At 50.0% G+C, this 16,973-nt stretch carries 12 protein-coding genes; 11 read left to right on the forward strand and 1 reads right to left on the reverse strand.

Annotated elements, in window-relative coordinates; translation table 11 throughout:
• Window positions 1-31 precede the first annotated feature (31 nt).
• From AB1500_09010 to AB1500_09035, 6 genes are all read left to right on the forward strand, one after another.
• The gene (locus AB1500_09010) at window positions 32-1,510 is read left to right on the forward strand and encodes an ATP-binding protein (protein MEW6183296.1); all 1,479 of its coding nucleotides are present in this window, start codon (window positions 32-34) and stop codon (window positions 1,508-1,510) included.
• A gap of 752 nt (window positions 1,511-2,262) precedes the next feature.
• Window positions 2,263-4,548: a UvrD-helicase domain-containing protein gene (locus tag AB1500_09015; protein MEW6183297.1), complete on the forward strand. Its 2,286-nt coding sequence runs from the start codon at window positions 2,263-2,265 to the stop codon at window positions 4,546-4,548.
• A 177-nt stretch (window positions 4,549-4,725) separates the two neighbouring features.
• Complete coding sequence (locus AB1500_09020) at window positions 4,726-5,040, forward strand: hypothetical protein (protein ID MEW6183298.1); 315 nt, start codon at window positions 4,726-4,728, stop codon at window positions 5,038-5,040.
• A 323-nt stretch (window positions 5,041-5,363) separates the two neighbouring features.
• A complete protein-coding gene (typA, locus tag AB1500_09025; protein ID MEW6183299.1) occupies window positions 5,364-7,151 on the forward strand; it encodes a translational GTPase TypA in 1,788 nt (595 codons plus the stop codon).
• 261 nt (window positions 7,152-7,412) lie between these two features.
• Window positions 7,413-7,724: a zinc-ribbon domain containing protein gene (locus AB1500_09030; protein ID MEW6183300.1), complete on the forward strand. Its 312-nt coding sequence runs from the start codon at window positions 7,413-7,415 to the stop codon at window positions 7,722-7,724.
• A 411-nt stretch (window positions 7,725-8,135) separates the two neighbouring features.
• Entirely contained in the window at window positions 8,136-10,217 is a 2,082-nt protein-coding gene (locus AB1500_09035) for a DNA topoisomerase III (protein MEW6183301.1), read from the forward strand.
• Between the two features lie 89 nt (window positions 10,218-10,306).
• On the opposite strand, the gene AB1500_09040 is transcribed toward AB1500_09035, so the two are convergent.
• Window positions 10,307-10,600: a YmaF family protein gene (locus AB1500_09040; protein ID MEW6183302.1), complete on the reverse strand. Its 294-nt coding sequence runs from the start codon at window positions 10,598-10,600 to the stop codon at window positions 10,307-10,309.
• Window positions 10,601-10,799: 199 nt separating this feature from the next.
• Here AB1500_09040 and AB1500_09045 point away from each other — a divergent pair, with 199 nt between their 5' ends.
• The 5 genes from AB1500_09045 (at window position 10,800) to AB1500_09065 (ending at window position 16,863) form a co-directional block, all read left to right on the forward strand.
• Window positions 10,800-11,249 carry a PPC domain-containing DNA-binding protein gene (locus tag AB1500_09045; protein ID MEW6183303.1) on the forward strand — a complete coding sequence of 150 codons (450 nt, stop codon included), beginning with the start codon at window positions 10,800-10,802 and terminating at the stop codon, window positions 11,247-11,249.
• Between the two features lie 1,023 nt (window positions 11,250-12,272).
• Window positions 12,273-13,106, forward strand: a complete 834-nt coding sequence (locus AB1500_09050; GenBank protein MEW6183304.1) for a Dam family site-specific DNA-(adenine-N6)-methyltransferase — start codon at window positions 12,273-12,275, stop codon at window positions 13,104-13,106.
• 5 nt (window positions 13,107-13,111) lie between these two features.
• Window positions 13,112-15,442, forward strand: a complete 2,331-nt coding sequence (locus AB1500_09055; protein ID MEW6183305.1) for a DGQHR domain-containing protein — start codon at window positions 13,112-13,114, stop codon at window positions 15,440-15,442.
• Window positions 15,443-15,567: 125 nt separating this feature from the next.
• Window positions 15,568-16,620 carry a hypothetical protein gene (locus AB1500_09060; GenBank protein ID MEW6183306.1) on the forward strand — a complete coding sequence of 351 codons (1,053 nt, stop codon included), beginning with the start codon at window positions 15,568-15,570 and terminating at the stop codon, window positions 16,618-16,620.
• Entirely contained in the window at window positions 16,621-16,863 is a 243-nt protein-coding gene (locus AB1500_09065) for a helix-turn-helix domain-containing protein (GenBank protein ID MEW6183307.1), read from the forward strand.
• The last annotated feature ends 110 nt before the right edge of the window (window positions 16,864-16,973 follow it).

Below are 16,973 nucleotides of genomic sequence, written 5' to 3' on the forward strand. Positions count from 1 at the left end.
TAAGGCAATAATGTAACATAGGTGAGGGAAGTTGGCTATTATTGATAAAGACAGGTTGCTCAAGGTTTTATTTTCTTTCAACCCCTGGTGGATTACAGGAACCGTACCCAAAGAATCGACCAGGCCGGTCAAGCGGTTTGCTTACTCTGAGGCGTACAAGATCCTTACCCATCCGACAATTCGTCGTTCCGTTGTTCTATCTGGTGCGAGGCGGGTGGGGAAGACCACCATATTGTATCAGCTTATTGAGGAAATGTTGAATCAGGGTATCCATGCCAAGCGCGTTTTATATGTCTCTTTTGACCACCCGGTATTAAAATTTTGCACTTTCGAAGAAATCCTTAACGCCTATGAACAAAACGTCTCCGGCAGCAACGAAAACCTGTATTTATTCTTTGATGAAGTTCACTACGCCGGACAGTGGGATCTTTGGATTAAGTATCTTTATGACCATCATAAAAGCTGCAAGGTTATTGCCACCGGCTCTGCCAGCCCCATCCTGGCTGCTCATACGGCTGAAAGCGGGGTAGGCAGATGGACGATAATTAAGATTCCGACCCTGTCGTTTTACGAGTACTGTGAACTTGTAGGAGTAAAAGATCTGCCCGAGCTGCCGAAGAAGTTAAAACCGAGCCAATTAGCGATTCTTCCTGCAAATAAATTGGCAGAACTTATGCATTCACTCATGATGCTACAAAAACATTTCCACAGGTATCTTTTATTAGGCGGTTTTCCTGAAATCGCGTTATCCGACGATGTTCCTTTTGCGCAAAGAGTTCTCAGGGAAGACGTTGTTGACAAGGTGTTGAAGAGGGATTTAACCGTTTTATTCAACGTCCGAAACATAGCCGAACTTGAAAAAGTGTTTTTGTATTTATGTATTCATTCCGGCGGGCTTATTACCATTGATACCATTGCCAAAGAAATCGGCGGTGTGGCAAGGCAGACGGTCTCAAACTATTTGAATCTATTGGCGGCCGCTAACTTGATCTATATCAGCAATCCGGTCGAGATAGGCGGCAAGAAGGTATTGAAATCAAAACCTAAAGTGTATATCGCGGATGCGGCTATCCGGAATGCGGTTCTAATGCTGGAGGATGTTCTTTCCGACCCTGAAGAAATGGGCGTTATGGTGGAAACCGCGGTATACAAACATGTTGCTTCCTTCTACTACCGGCAGCAGACACGGGTCGGCTATTACAAGCAGACGGGGAAACGCGAAAAGGAAATTGATATAGTTGTGGATTACCCGATGCTCGGAAGGCTTCTAATCGAAGTAAAATACAGGGAAGACCTTAGAATAGGCCCAAGAGAAGCAATTGTAGAATTGTCGAACGACATGAATACCGCTGCTGCCATGGTGATTACAAAACGAGCGGAAGACTATGGTTTACTCGGTGCAGAAACCAGGGTTCCCATTGTTAAGATCCCCGCATTTGCATTTCTTTATATGCTTGGGCATGCCGAGAAACAGGGATATCTGCTTCCAAATTCATCTCGCAAACATTAAAACCACAAAATTTACACGAACGGGCATAAATTGCCGTCTCTTAAGTAACTGCTGAAAACCAAGACCCGTGATAAAATCTAAGATGGATTTATAAAAATGATACGGGGGCGCGCACGCTCTGGATAGAGAACGCGGACGGCACCGGCGCCTATCCCGTCAAATCCGCCGGTAAAGGCGTATACCGCCCGGCATGGTCGAAGGACGGAGAACATATCCTATACGTACGGGATAACGCGCTGTGGGTAGTCGGGACTGACGGCGGGAGGCCGGAAAGGGTAGTGGGTCCGTTTCCCGAAGAGAAGGATCTGTTTGGTTACTACGGCTTCGTTTCGTACGACGATTTCGATTGGTTCCAGCCGTAACGTGTCGGAGGTGGAAGACTCTGTGTAAAAAGCGGATGTGCCGGAAAGCGAGCTCTTAACGAAAATCATGTTTCCCTTGAAGTAAAAAAAGCAACTTTTCCACAGGTCAGCACCACATTTATCCACAACAAGGCAAAAACGTAATTTGCTGTACGATAAAAAACGGGGGATTCCTACACGGAATCTCTTTTGCTTGGGTGGCCTGCGAGGTATGCCCGAGTAAGTTATAAAAAAATAAAAAATCAGGCTTTCGCCCGAGCATCCTTTTGGTGTATAATTAATATTTGAGCACAATTACCCTAATTTTACACGAGGCTTATATAAGCATGTTATCACAGCAGGAATCAAATGTCAATAGGTATTTCAAATTTTTTGGCGGGAGGGTCGTTGATGGGTGATTTTCATGAAAACATGCGGGTGGAAACCGCGTACCTGGATAAAACGCTGGCCGTCATCAGACGGGAAGTGGAGATGGAAGCCGCGGCGCTGGCGGAAAGAAAGAGCGAACTGATCGCTCTAAGAAAAGAAATGTATGAGAACACGGTTCATTTTACGAATGATTTTACGAGGCTGACGGAGATCAACCAGTACCTCTCCGAAGCCAATTATAAGGCTGCGAGTTACAGCATCAGACTGAAACGTGCGGAAATATACCGGTCAATGATAAGCTCGCCTTACTTCGGAAGGTTCGATTTCGCGGTAGACGGGACAACCACAAGGGAAAAGGTTTATGTCGGTCTCCATAATGTTATCGACCCCAAAGAAGGCGCCATCCTGGTGTACGATTGGCGGGCGCCGATTTCCGGCGTGTTTTACCGTTATGAACCCGGCAGGGCGTCGTACACCGCTCCTGCCGGCGAGATCCCGGGCGAGGTCCTGCTGAAAAGGCAGTACAAGATTAAAGACTCCAGACTGAAATACTTTTTTGACTGCAGCATCCGGATTAACGATGAAATCCTGCAGCAGGTATTGAGCGGCCACGCGTCGGCGAAGATGCGGAACATCGTTGAGACCATCCAGAGGGAACAGGATGCGGTCATCAGGGACACCGAAAACGAGCTTCTGATTGTGCAGGGTGTGGCGGGAAGCGGCAAGACCTCCGTCGCCCTGCACCGGGTCGCCTTCCTGCTCTATGAAGGCCTGAATTCAAAGCTCGGATCCAACAACGTCATCGTTATTTCTCCCAATGCGGTTTTCAGCAGGTATATTTCCGGCGTCCTGCCCGAGCTCGGCGAGGAGAACATAGAGCGGACGACCTTTGAAGATATCGCAGGCAGGGTTTTGGGAGGCCGGATAGCGGCGGAAACCAGGAACGAGCAGCTCGAGTGTTTGATCGGTTCCCGAAACAGCGGGGAAGGGGTTATTAGGAGACAAAGCATTGAATTTAAAGGGTCGAGGACGTTTACTCAGATTCTCGAGAGGTTGATACGGCATTTTAAACGGCACATGGTTCCCTTCAAAGATGTTTACTTTGATGGAAAAACGCTTTTTACCGGGCAGCAACTGAAAAACCTTTTCCTGAACGATAGAACAGGCGCGCCCGCGGTAAAACTTCTTAAGCGAATTGAGAAGAAGATACTGGAGGCGGTCCGGCCGTTACAGAAGCAAAGGCTTGAAAAGATCGAGCAAATAGTGAAAAAAAACCCCGAGCATCAATTGGAAATAAAGTCTTTCAGCAGGCTTCTTGCGATGAAGGAAAACAGAAGGTTTGCGGAACGGCTGCACAGGTTTACCGAGATCGACTATCTGGACCTGTATAAACTGCTTTTTAACGACCGGGAGCTTTTAAACGGGCTCGCCCGGGGTCTGGAACTGCCCGGGGCCGTGGAAGAGATAATCTCGCGGACAAGGGACTGCCTTGAGAAGGGCAGGGTGGAGTATGAGGACTGCGCCCCTGTCCTGTACCTCAAGCTGAGGCTTGAGGGAAGCGGTGGGTATCCGGAAATCAGGCAGGTGGTCGTAGACGAGGCGCAGGATTATTACCCGCTGCAGTACGAGGTTTTCAACCTGCTGTTCGGGGATGCGCGGTATACCGTATTGGGCGATGTCCACCAGGCTGTTGAAAAGGATGAGGACCCCTCGCTGTACAACGTTGTGAGCGACATTTTCCGCAAGAGCCGGACGGTAAAGATATTTTTGAATAAGAGTTACAGGGCCTCTTTCGAAATCAACGCCTTCACAAACAAGCTGCTGGACAATAAGCCGGACCTCGTCCCATTTGAGAGGCACGAGGCCGAGCCGGTGGTGGTGTCTGCGGTGACGCCCGAGGCGCTCGATGCGGCTGTTGAGCGTGACATCGCCTTTTGTCTGGAAGAGGGCTGCGAGTCCGTCGCTGTGATATGCAAGACCCGGAAAGAGGCGGAGCAGCTGTATGAGAAGCTAAGTAAATCAATGGATATTACCCTCATCGGCGGCAATGAAGACGAAATCGGCGGGGGCGCTTTGGTTATCCCTGTCTACTTGGCCAAAGGTCTTGAATTTGACGCGGTCCTTGTATACGGCGTTTCCAGGGATAATTATGCGGGCGAGCTCGACCGGAGGCTGCTGTATGTAGCCTGTACGAGGGCGCTCCACCGGCTGACGCTTTATTATACCGGTGAAATCAGCCCGTTTATCGCCGCAGCCGTTGACGCTTGCACCAATCCCGTTCCGGCAAAATATTATGTTGATAATTGAAATTGTAAAGGTGAGATTTCTATGCCGGTAGCCCTTGAAGATGTTCAACACGATCTGTTATTAATTATTACTTTGGCGCTTGTAATTTTTTTTGCCGTTGGGCTTTCAGAAATACACCCAATTTTCGGGCCGATAATTATTGGATAATAGTGAAGAAACCGAGGGGGAGTCCCCGCAATGTCGCCAGACCAGCTAAACGCCTTAATAGAAAAAGTCATGGAACAGCTGGGGCCGGGGGGCGGCGGAAATAAAGACAGCCCTAAAACAAATAAAAATTTGGTCTTGACGCCGACACACATTTTAGTAATAGCGGCTATTTTAGGGGGGGTATTGAAGGTTCATTCGATTTTGTTAGACGATACCCAATCGGTGCAAATACTTCTTACGGGCTCATTGAAACGGAAGACCGCGTTAGATAAGATGCTGGATCAGATTGGGCCCATGTCGTTTGACCAAGTGGCGAGGGCCTTATTAGATCACTACGGGGTTTAAAAGCCCGGTATGATTAGCGACAACGATAAGAGCGGGTTTCGCGATGGGTGCGGAACCCGTTCCTTTTTTTACTAATGCTTCGGCATCAGGCTGTTTGTTGTATAATTAAGCATAAACACCATTGAGCCATGTTTTTGCTGAATGCTTTTTTCAGGTCATATCTTTTTTACCGACAGGCTTTTCCGTCCGGAGTCTCATCGCGTCCGATAAAACAGTTGTGCCCCGGACAATTCCGTTATAAAATACCAGAGTTGCAGCGTTTTACAAGTGAACCGGCGTCCCGAGCCTATTCCGGCGGACAGCCGGCGATGGAAAGGGTTATCATGCCACGGGATAAGAATATGATTCGAAACCTGGCCATCATCGCCCACGTCGACCATGGGAAGACCACCCTGGTCGACGGGATGCTGAAACAAAGCGGCGTTTTCCACGAAAAGCAGGTGGTGGCGGACCGGGTGCTCGACCGCATCGACCTGGAGCGCGAGCGCGGCATCACGATCATGGCCAAGAACACCGCGGTTTTCTACGGGGCGTACAAGCTTAATATCGTCGACACTCCCGGCCACGCCGATTTCGGCGGGGAGGTGGAGCGGATCGTCCAGATGGTTGACGGGGTGCTCCTCCTTGTCGACGCGTTCGAAGGTCCGATGCCGCAGACACGTTTTGTGCTGCGGAAGGCGCTTGCGGCGGGGCTCGCCCCCATCGTGGTTATCAACAAGATCGACCGGCCCGGCGCCAGGCCGCGCGAAGCGATGGACGAGGTGCTTGACCTGTTCATTGAGCTGGGCGCCAGCGAGGAGCAGCTCGACTTTCCGGTGGTTTACGCCAACGCCCGCACCGGAACGGCCTCTTTGGACCCCGCCGCGACCGGGCAAAACCTCAAACCGCTTTTCGAAATGATTGTGGACAAGATCCCCGCGCCCGAGGGGGCTCAGGACGAACCCCTTCAGCTCGGGGTAACGATGATCGATTACGACCCTTACGTCGGGCGGCAGGCGGTGGGGCGCATTCAGCGGGGGACGATGAGGGCCAAACAGGACGTCGTGGTCATCGGTCCCGGCGGGGTGTCGCAGCGCCAGCGGCCTACCGGGCTCTATGTCTTTGAAGGTCTGAAGAAAGTGCAGGCGGACGAAGCGGCGGCAGGGGAAATCGTCGTGGTCGCCGGGCTGGAAATCAACGTGGGCGATACCGTCGCCGATCCGGAGCAGCCTGATGCCTTGAGCTTTACGCCCATCGACGAGCCTACCGTCGCCGTGGCCGTGCGCGTCAACAAGAGCGCGTTCGCCGGACAGGAAGGCGAGTACGTAACCTCGCGCAAGCTCAGGGAAAGGCTGATGCGCGAACTGGAATCGGACGTCAGCCTACGCGTCGAAGAAACCGGCTCGCCGGATACCTTTCTCGTGTCTGGGCGGGGGGAACTGCACCTTACGATCCTGATCGAGACCATGCGCCGCGAAGGGTACGAGTTCGAGGTTTCCCGGCCGCAGGTCATCGAGCGGCGGATCAAAGGGGAAAGGTGCGAACCGGTGGACCTGGTCGTCGTCGAAGTCCCCGAGGCGCACGTGGGAGTTGTCATGGAGCGCATGGGGTTCCGCAAGGGCGAGCTTGCGGACATGTTCAACCGGGGAGACGGCAGCGTCCACCTGGAGTTTCACGTCCCGACGCGGGGACTGTTCGGTTTCCGCTCCGAGTTCTTGACGGACACGCGCGGCCTCGGCATCATGTACCACTGCTTCGACCATTACGCGCCCCATCGCGGCGATATTCCGGCCCGGGTGAGGGGGTCGCTGGTGGCCTTTGAAACGGGAGAAACCACGGCCTACGGCCTGGAAAACGCCCAGGAGAGGGGCGAGTTGTTTGTGGGCCCGGGAGTCCCGGTTTACCGGGGGATGATCGTCGGCGAGCATTCCCGTCCGGGGGATCTCCGGGTGAATGTGTGCAAGAAGAAACAGCTGACGAATGTGCGCAGTTCCACCTCCGACATCGCGGCCAAAATAACACCGCCCCGGCTGATGAGCATGGAACAGTGCCTCGAATTCATAGCGGACGACGAGCTGATGGAAGTGACGCCGAAGTCTGTCCGGATGCGCAAGGAGTCTTTGACGCGCTGAGCGCTGAAAAAATTTTTTTACGGGATTTTACAGGTGCCGCAGGCGTTATAGCGCTGCGGGCAACCTTTTTTTAAAAGGAATATGATTAAAATGCTTTACCTTCGGGCATAAAAGGGTAAAATAGTATTAGCTCAAGTAATCGGTCTAGTAGGGCTGGTTCGATGATCCTTCTCCTCGTGTTCAGGTTTGGTAGGGGGAGGCAGAGATAACAAATCCCCTAAACCAATTTGAGCAAAGAAAAAATCCAGAGGAGGATCTATCGTGACCCAAGACAAAACTCTTACCTGTCGTGACTGCGGCGCTTCGTTCATTTTCTCGGCTTCGGAGCAGGACTTTTACACGGAAAAGGGGTTCACCAACGAACCCGGACGCTGTCCCGAGTGCCGCGCAGCCCGCAAGGCGCAGAGAGGCGGCTTCGGCGGCGGCGGGCGCGACCGCGGCCCGCGGGAGATGCATTCCGCGATTTGCGCGGCGTGCGGCGTTGAAACCGAAGTGCCTTTCAGGCCTTCCGGTGATCGGCCGGTGTACTGCCGCGACTGCTTCAGCAGACAGAGAAGCAGCAGCCGGTACTAAAACAAAGCTGGAAGAGGAAAAGGGTTCCGCGTTAACGCGGGACCTTTTTTAATTGTGGGCAGGTGTATTCCTGCGGGGCGGGCAAGGCCCGCCTTTTCCGTTACCGTATTGCCGGGGGGACGCTTTTGGAAGTAATATAAAACGTGGATAAGACTTCAAACGCACAATACCGTAAGCCGGTTTATAACGGCCTTTTTCGAAAAGATCTGCAAGATGGCAAGAAATAATAACCACAGAGACACAGAGCACACGGAGGGGTTCATTCAGTTCGAGTTTCGAGTTGCGGGTTGAGGGTTGCGAGCGGTTCCGGATTCTATTCTACATTCTATATTCTTTGTTCTACCGTTCTCTGTGAACTCCGTGACTCTGTGGTGAAATATTTTTAGTCCCTTTGGGGAGGAAATTATCTGCATGAAAACGCTTGTTCTTGCGGAAAAACCCAGCGTGGCCCGTGAAATCGCCAGGGTTTTAAAATGTAATGGTAAAAACAAAGGGTACATCGAAGGCCCGCAGTACGTCGTTACCTGGGCGCTCGGACACCTGGTCACCCTGGCGGAACCGCACGACTACGACCAGCGGTACAAGGAATGGCGTCTGGAGGACCTGCCCATGCTCCCGCCCAGCATGAAGCTGAAGGTGATCAGACAGTCCTCCCACCAGTTCCAGGTGGTCAGGAGCCTGATGCAGCGGTCGGACATCGGCGAGCTGGTTATCGCCACCGACGCCGGCAGGGAAGGGGAGCTGGTGGCGCGCTGGATCATGGTCCTCGCCAACTGGAAGAAGCCGTTCAGGCGCCTGTGGATTTCCTCGCAGACCGACGCGGCCATCCGGGAGGGCTTTGCGAACCTGAAGCCGGGAAGGGCGTACGACAACCTCTATGCCGCCGCCGTCTGCCGGGCGGAGGCGGACTGGCTGATCGGGCTGAACGTGACCAGGGCTCTGACGTGCAAGTTCAACGCGCAGCTTACCGCCGGCAGGGTGCAGACGCCGACCCTGGCGATGATCGTCCGGCGGGAAAACGATATCAAGCAGTTCGTCCCGGTGGACTTCTGGACCGTCCGTGCGGACTTCGGCGATTACTTCGGGGACTGGCGGAACAAGTCCGGCAACGGCAGGATGTTCAACCTCGCCGAGGCGGAAGCGTTGATCGCAAGGATTAAAGGCCGCCCGGGCGTGGTCAGGGACGTGCGCACGGAAGGAAAGAGCGAGCCCCCGCCCCTGGCCTACGACCTGACCGAGCTGCAGCGCGACGCCAACAAGCGCTACGGGTTTCCGGCGCAGAAGACCCTGTCGGTGCTGCAGGACCTTTACGAGCAGCGCAAGCTGGTGACTTACCCGCGGACCGATTCCCGGTACATCACCACCGACATCGTACCCACCCTGCCGGGCAGGCTGAAGAGCATCGCCGCGGGGCCTTACGCCGAACTGGTGAAACCCCTCCTGCAGAAGCCGTTGAGCACGACAAAACGCTTCGTCGACGACAGCAAGGTCTCCGACCACCACGCGATCATCCCCACCGGGGAGTTCCTGCAGCTGTCGACGCTCGGCGCGGACGAACTGAAACTATACGACCTCATCGCTAGGCGCTTCATCGCGGTCCTGTACCCGCCCTACCGCTACGACCAGACCACCCTGATAACGGAGGTCAACGGCGAGAGCTTTTACGCGCGGGGCAAGGTGGTGAGGGACAAGGGCTGGCGCGCGGTGACCGCCAAAGCGGAGGAAAAGGAAGACGCAAAGGACGAAGCGCTGCCCGAGCAGACGCTGAGCATGTGCAAGAAAGGCGACGTAAAGCAGGTCAGGGAACTCAAGATCAATAAAGGGAAGACCAAGCCGCCCGCCCGCTACACCGAGGCGACCCTGCTGACGGCGATGGAGAGCCCGGGGAAATTCATCGAGGACGAGGAACTGCGCGAGTCGATAAAGCAGGGCGGCCTGGGCACGCCGGCGACGCGCGCCGAGATCATCGAAAAGCTGCTTTACAACAACTACATCGAGCGCAACGGCAAGGAACTCGTCCCGACCTCCAAGGGGATACAGCTCATCGATCTCGTTTCCCCGGAGCTGAAGAGCCCGGAACTCACCGCCCAGTGGGAACAGCGCCTTTCCAACATCGCCAGGGGCAAGGACAGCAGGACGGACTTCATCGAAGGCATACGCGCCAGCGCCCTGCAGCTCGTTAAAAGCGTGGCCGCGGACAACGCCGTCTACAGGCCCGACAACGTATCCAGGACCAAATGCCCGGCCTGCGGCAAGTTCTTGCTGCTCGTCAAAGGCAAGCGGGGGAGGATGCTGGTCTGCCAGGACCGCGCCTGCGGCCACCGGCAGCCGGAAAAAGAGGACGAATCCGGCGGCTTCAGAAGCTCCAAAAAGGCCAGCGCCGTTAACCAGAAACTCATTTCGCAATACAGCGACAAGGGCCCCATCGGGCAGAGCCTCGGCGACCTTTTAAAGGCCGCGCTGGAGGGGAAGGAAACTGGGGAAGGGGAGTAAGGAGCTTTAATTCACCACGGAGGCACAGAGACATTAAAAAAAGCCCTTCCCGGTTAAGGGAAGAGCATCTGTTACGTTGCCGGCATTTACTAATAATTCGGCCCCGTTTCCCCCCGTTCGCGATGCGTGTGCGGCGGCCTTCCCGCCTTCGTGGTTTTTCCGTCGTAGCCGTGAATATGTCTGCCGGGCCCTAAGGGGATGCCCGGTCCAGTGAAGAAAAAGTACAGGTGGTCATGGCCTTCGTCGAAGGCGGTAACCCCTTTCATCAGGTGTACATGATACAATCCGATTCCGATGTTTATTGTTGTCGTCCCGCTGTAACCATGGACATGTCCTTCATCGTAACTTGTGACGCCGGAATAATCGTGGACGTGAAACGGCATATAATACCCCCCCCGAGGATCTTTATGGTACGATATGCCACACGCCCTTGAAACGTTCTAAAGCGCCTGTGACCAGAGGACACGGAGATAATTGCGGATACCGTTTTAACCTTTTGGTTGAAGCTGTTTCGTTTCCTCCGTGCTCTCTGTGTCTCTGTGGTTATAACTGGGTCCGGCCTGTCCGGGTTAGGAGAGAAAAATGAAATACACCCAAGCCAAGTACGGAAGGGTTTTTATCCTGCGGCTGGAGCACGGCGACCGCCTGCCGGACGTGATCGAAAAGTTCGCAAAGAGTCACGCGATTGAATCGGCGGCGGTGCTTTTTATCGCGGGCGCCGAGCGGGGCAGCAAGGTGGTCGTCGGCCCCGAGGACGGGACGGCGGCCAAGCCGGTCCCCTCGGTGGCAAGCCTGCCGGGGGTGAGCGAAGCGGCGGGCGTCGGGACGATCTTCGCCAACGAGGCGGGGGCCCCGAAGCTTCACCTGCACGCCGCTTTCGGGCGGAAAGACAACACGGTCACCGGGTGTACCAGGGAAGGGGTCACGATCTGGCACATCGGCGAGGTGGTCATCCTGGAACTCACAGGCGCTTCGGCGAAGCGAAAGATCGACCCGAACACCGGGTTCGAGCTACTGGAAGTCGGGGAGTGACGAAGGTTTTATCACCAAAACAATGCAAAGCTTCCCCCTCCGGTTAACCCCGGCTTACCGGGAAAAATAAAAACTCTTGCCTATAAGGGGGAAACAAGGGATGAGTCTGTACCTTTGTCACCTGTGTGCTATAAGGAAGGGTTATGTCAACAGTTTTTCACAGGACAGACTGCTTGGAACCACTTACCAAATGGATAAGTTTGCGAAGCATACACATGCCTCTACAAATTACCAAGTAAATTCAGTTTTCACTGACCCAAGCACTGAAGCATATGGCCAGTATATTATTAGTGCTTCATGCTCCGGATCGTACGAAATCGACGATAAAGGTCGTCAAAATATAATTTGGTTTGCCGGTAAACAAATAGGGGCTAGATATTTCAACGGATGTTTCGAGCTTCCCAACGATGCCGTTAAGGTCGTTTTATCCTCAGATCCTTATCGTATACACGCCTTCCCAGTAAGCTCTACCATATTATCTACCGCGTACTGTGAAGAATGCGGTAGCCCAATCCTTATTTAAGGGTCTTATTTGTCCGCGGAATACCTGTAACCCCCAATCCTAAGCCTTATCGCTGCCGTTAGTCCGCCGGCGACACTGTGCTCCGAGCCGACGCGACATCGGCTTGCCGCGGAGCGAACCACGGCGCACGTATAGGCCTGACGCCGGCCTTTTCTTGTTGCCTGGTGGGGAACAAGCATTCTCTTATCTATTTTACATAACGCCTTCCTTTAATTCGGCACGATGTGTGCGCCTGTTCGCTTAGCCGCGTCTTCACCGTGTCGGCGTAAGCGGCTCTACGGCTGAGGCCGCCTTGCGGAGCAAACGGCAGCGGGCCAAGTTTTATAATGCAAGGATTTTAGTTGGAAACAGCCACAATACCTTTGTTAAAAGGGATAAAATTTATATTATCCTTTGGAATAAACTGGTTTGCACATTGATTCCTCTCGATGTACAATATAACCAAATTTAGCTATCCGTGTAACATATTTTACTAAATGGCTTAAATATCAAAGGACAAATTGCTTATACAAAGTACAATGGATAAAAATAGTCCGGAAGAAAAGACCCCTTTACTAAAATGGCCTGGTGGTAAACGAGGCATTCTTAAATGGCTTCTCCCTCTAATTCCTGATATTTTCGAGTCATATTATGAGCCATTTCTTGGTGGTGGTGCACTTTTTTTTGCGATATCACCATCCAAGGGAGTAGTTGCGGATAATAATCCTGACCTTGTTAACTGCTATGTCCAAGTTCGCAATCACCCAGATGAAGTGATAGATTGCTTAACTAAACTTAAAAATACTAAGGAAGACTACTACACAGCTAGAAAAGAGGTTCCTTTAGACGATATTGCAAAAGCGGCCAGAGTCATATATCTTATGTCCTTGTCATTTAACGGTATTTACAGGTTAAACCTAAAGGGTGAATTTAATGTACCTTATGGACATAAAACCCATTTACAACCTTGTAATCCAGAGAGAATACGCGCTGTTAGCGCGACCCTTATGAACGTTGACATTATATGTGCTGATTTTGCTGAATCCGTTGCAAATGCAAAAAAGGGAGATTTGGTGTATCTTGATCCGCCATATACAGTTGCACATAGTAATAACGGATTTCTTAAATACAATTCAAAGATCTTTTCATGGAAGGATCAAGAGCGCTTAGCGACTGTTGCATCTAACCTTGCGGAGCGAGGATGCAAGGTCATCATTAGTAATGCAAACCATTCATCAATATACCGACTCTACCCAGGTTTTAAAAAACAATTGGTCGAGCGGCCATCGGTAATTGCGGCTTCTAGTGAATTCCGTAAAAGAATTACCGAGTGTATTTTTTATAATGAGGTGTAATTGAGATGCTATTTGGTATTCAGCCGGTTGCAGAATTACGTGGCCTTGCCCGTGTTAGAGCGCGCGATTACGAGACGAAAACGGTTCATCCGTTGTTGTCGGAGGAATATCAGGCAAAAGGTTGGGATACGGTGACAAAAGGTAAGTCTGTCCGTTTGAAACGGGTGAAAGCCCATAACGTTCGGCTTGAGGATCGTGTTTGGATGCTCTTATATAAAATGGGTTTCTCCGACCTTTCTGGACAAAACGGTGCTAGTTTATTAGTTAATCCAAAGGAACCTGACGGTCCAAAATCCCAAATAGACGTAGTTGGAATTGACAATGAGATTGCCCTGGCTATCGAATGTAAATCTGCAGAAAAGTACAGCAAGAGGCCCCAGTTTCAGGAAGAGATTGGGAAGCATTCTCTAATTCGAAATAATTTCTCAAACGCAGTGAATTCCCAGTTTCCTTGTGAGTACAAGAGGCAAGTTGTATTAGCGATGTTTTTGGCTAATATTTCTTTGTCAGATAACAATAGAGATAGGGCCAGGGATGCAAACATAATCCTTTTTGACGAACAAGATCTAACTTACTATGAGAGGCTTATATCCCAGGTGGGTCCTGCTGCAAAATTCCAGTTCTTTTCTGATATGCTTCCAGATAAACCGATTCAAGGGTTGCGGATTAGGGTTCCAGCCGTTAGAACCAAAATGGGTGGATTTAATTGCTACAGTTTTTGTATTTCACCGGAATATCTTTTGAAGATCTCCTTTGTTTCCCATCGTGCTAAAGGAAAAGCATCTGATGTAAACACTTATCAGAGAATGATGAAAAAGTCCAGACTAAAGACTATAGGGGAATATATTACAAATGATGGTATTTTTCCAACCAACATTGTAGTAAACATTGATAAAAAACGCCTACAATTCGAAAGGATTCATCAAGAAGGAGATCAATTTACCGATACAAACAGTGGTGTTTTGGGTTGGTTGGAAATACGCCCCACTTACAAATCTGCATGGATCATTGATGGTCAACACCGTCTTTTCGCCTACTCAGGTCACCCACGAGCTACAAGAAGTCTTCTCAGTGTTCTTGCGTTTGAGGGTCTATTATCAAGCAAGCAGGCTGAGTTATTTATAGATATTAATGCGAAGCAGAAGCGCGTTAAGCAGTCTTTGCTCCAAGAGCTTTACGCAGAACTTCATTGGGATGCTGAGGAATCAAAGATTAGAGTTCGGGCTATTGTTTCAAAAGCAATTCAGGATCTAGATCGCGATCCGGAGTCTCCGTTCTTTCACCGGATACAAACGGCCGATGATGAGAAAAGTTACACTCGCTGTATTACCCTGAATAGTATGTACAGTGCTATTGAAAAGAGAGGTTTTCATATAGCGAAAGAGAAGCATGGGCATGTGATTGATTATGGACCACTTTGGGCTGGTGATAATTATGCGACGTTACGACGCACCACGAATACACTTAAAAACTGGTTTAACTTTATCCGATATGAAGCAGAAGATTGGTGGGACAAGGGGTCGGGTGAAGGTGGTGGCCTAGCTATGAATGATGCCATTATTGCCTGTATAGACGTTCTAAGGAGTGTCTTCCAACACCTCGAAGGAACAGGACATAAACTTGTTCACTTAGATAATGATGATCTTATAGAATGCATTAGGTCTTATGGAGAAGTTCTGGGGCGATACTTGGGTTCATTGACCGAGCTGGAAAGGAGTCAATTTAGAAGCCTTAGAGGTATTCAAGGACAAACAACAAGAAAAAGACGGGCTGAGCAAGCGATAAGGAGCACTTTCCCAGAATTTAATCCACCTGGTCTTGACGATTTCTTGGCATCAGAGAAAGCTCAAACAAATTCAAAAGCTAAGGATATCGTTTCCAGAATAGAAATAATCCTTCAGAACTTGATAATGGAAGAACTCCGTCGTGAATATGGAGCAGATGAGGCACAGTGGTGGGTAATGGGAGTACCTAAATCTGTTCGTCTGAAAGTTACCGAGAAATATGAGAAAGACGATGGTAAACGCGGGGGCAAGGAATATTATTTTGACCTAATTGATTATAAGAAAATAGCTGTGGAGAACTGGGATATATTTGAGCCACTTCTTGCTAACGGCAAAAAAGGCAGTAAGGACAAGAGAACTGAATGGCTAGATTTTCTTAACGAGAAGCGCAACATTTTGTTTCACTCATCATCTGGTATTTCGATTTCTCTTGATGCGCTCAACCAATTACAAGAGTATGAAAAGTGGCTGAACAGACAAATCAATACCAGTAATAACATGACCGATTCTTATAACTCTGCTTCTTCTAGCCAGTTTCGTTTCTTAGGCTAACCGATGGTTCTTTATGTAAATCAAAAATGCTTTATATTCTTAAAAGCTTGGCAAAGTGGCAATCCCTTAAGCTTTATACTGTAGTTCAGTGGTTACAACTACGACCGGCTGGAGGCTAATCTGCTGTGGTTTTTGATTTTAGACAGATTATAGGTTCTGAAGATTCTAAACACGAAAATTTCTCTTGCCTTTGTAATCGCTTACTTTTAAAACTGTTTCATGATGCAAGGCCGGTCGAAGGAAAAGGTGGCGATGAGGGTGTTGACACGTTTATTGGTGAGTTTAATGGAGAATGTGAAGTCTTTCATCACAAGTATTTTATTGATAGAGTTGGTCCGACACAGCGCAAACAAATTGAAAAATCGCTTAAGACGGCTATCAACCATCATAAGATAACAAAATGGACCCTAATGCTTCCTGTGAATCTTAATCCTTCAGAACTACGATGGTTTCGAAAACTCCAGTTAAAATATGCTTCACTCCAACTAGAGTGGTGGGGTAAGACCAAAATTCAAGAACTTATTGCTAGGTTCCCAGATCTCCTACGAGATTTCCAGCCAGGGCCATTGGTAGTTTTCATTCCTATAACTAATACTTCTATAGACGAGATAAAAGCATCTTTGGATGAAGCTCTTGGTGGTTCAAAGCCGCCACCACAGGACGTTCTTGCGACGGTTACTCAGGATTTGCTGCAGCGTGCTTGTCTAAAAGTCTTAATTTGGGGACCTGGACCTTCTAGCGGAGAGTTATATAGAAAGCGTTGTGAACTCAGGGATCGTTTAAAAAACCTTGGACACCAAGCAGATTTTTCAGAAGATGTATGGAAACCCGACTTACTATCCCGCAGCGGTCTTAATTTATTCATAGCTGAGTTCCTTCAAGCCAAATCTTACGACTATGTTGTATGCCTTATGGCCAGTCCCGGTTCTATCGCTGAGGTCCATGATTTTGCAAGAGACAAGAGATTAGCTTGCAAAATGATGATCTGCGTCGATAGCATCCATAAAAGCGGCTATAGTGCTAAAGGGACTCTTAGGATCTTTGAAGGATTTAATGGTAAAATAGATTGGTTTAAGAGCGCTGATATTCAAAACTGCCACCTCTCAACCCGTGTATTAGAACAACTTCAGAAGGTGGCTGAGGCAAAACAATCAGAGCTTATTAAGGGGATAAGTTAAATGAGTTCAACGGCGATGCTCAAAGACGCCAATAGGTTAGTGTCTGAAAGAGAAAATGTCTTGAGTGCGTTCACCGATCCATTAAGCCTTGTAATTCTGCATTTTCTATATAATCGAGACAACAAAAACTCTGTTGAGATTGCCGATGAACTTGGCTTGCCAATATATAAGGTAGAACAGGTTTTAGCAAAACTACAAAACCACGGATTGGTGCATTGTACAAAAGGTGTCAACAGCGCTTGAAAATTGACCCCTTTTGGCACTCGAAATTTGACCCCCAAGGTATACTTAAGGTACCTATGGATTGTTAGCCGACAGATCACTTCCTTCCAGAGGAATTACGTCCAACGCCT

It is taken from the genome of Bacillota bacterium, assembly GCA_040755295.1.
Taxonomy (GTDB): Bacteria; Bacillota; Desulfotomaculia; order Desulfotomaculales; family Ammonificaceae; genus SURF-55.

Coding starts and splice junctions, on each gene's coding strand:
- AB1500_09040 (MEW6183302.1), bottom strand. CDS start 10,600: ATGCCGTTTCACGTCCACGATTATTCCGGCGTCACAAGTTACGATGAA.
- typA (MEW6183299.1), top strand. CDS start 5,364: ATGCCACGGGATAAGAATATGATTCGAAACCTGGCCATCATCGCCCAC.
- AB1500_09055 (MEW6183305.1), top strand. CDS start 13,112: ATGCTATTTGGTATTCAGCCGGTTGCAGAATTACGTGGCCTTGCCCGT.
- AB1500_09065 (MEW6183307.1), top strand. CDS start 16,621: ATGAGTTCAACGGCGATGCTCAAAGACGCCAATAGGTTAGTGTCTGAA.
- AB1500_09045 (MEW6183303.1), top strand. CDS start 10,800: ATGAAATACACCCAAGCCAAGTACGGAAGGGTTTTTATCCTGCGGCTG.
- AB1500_09015 (MEW6183297.1), top strand. CDS start 2,263: ATGGGTGATTTTCATGAAAACATGCGGGTGGAAACCGCGTACCTGGAT.
- AB1500_09020 (MEW6183298.1), top strand. CDS start 4,726: ATGTCGCCAGACCAGCTAAACGCCTTAATAGAAAAAGTCATGGAACAG.
- AB1500_09035 (MEW6183301.1), top strand. CDS start 8,136: ATGAAAACGCTTGTTCTTGCGGAAAAACCCAGCGTGGCCCGTGAAATC.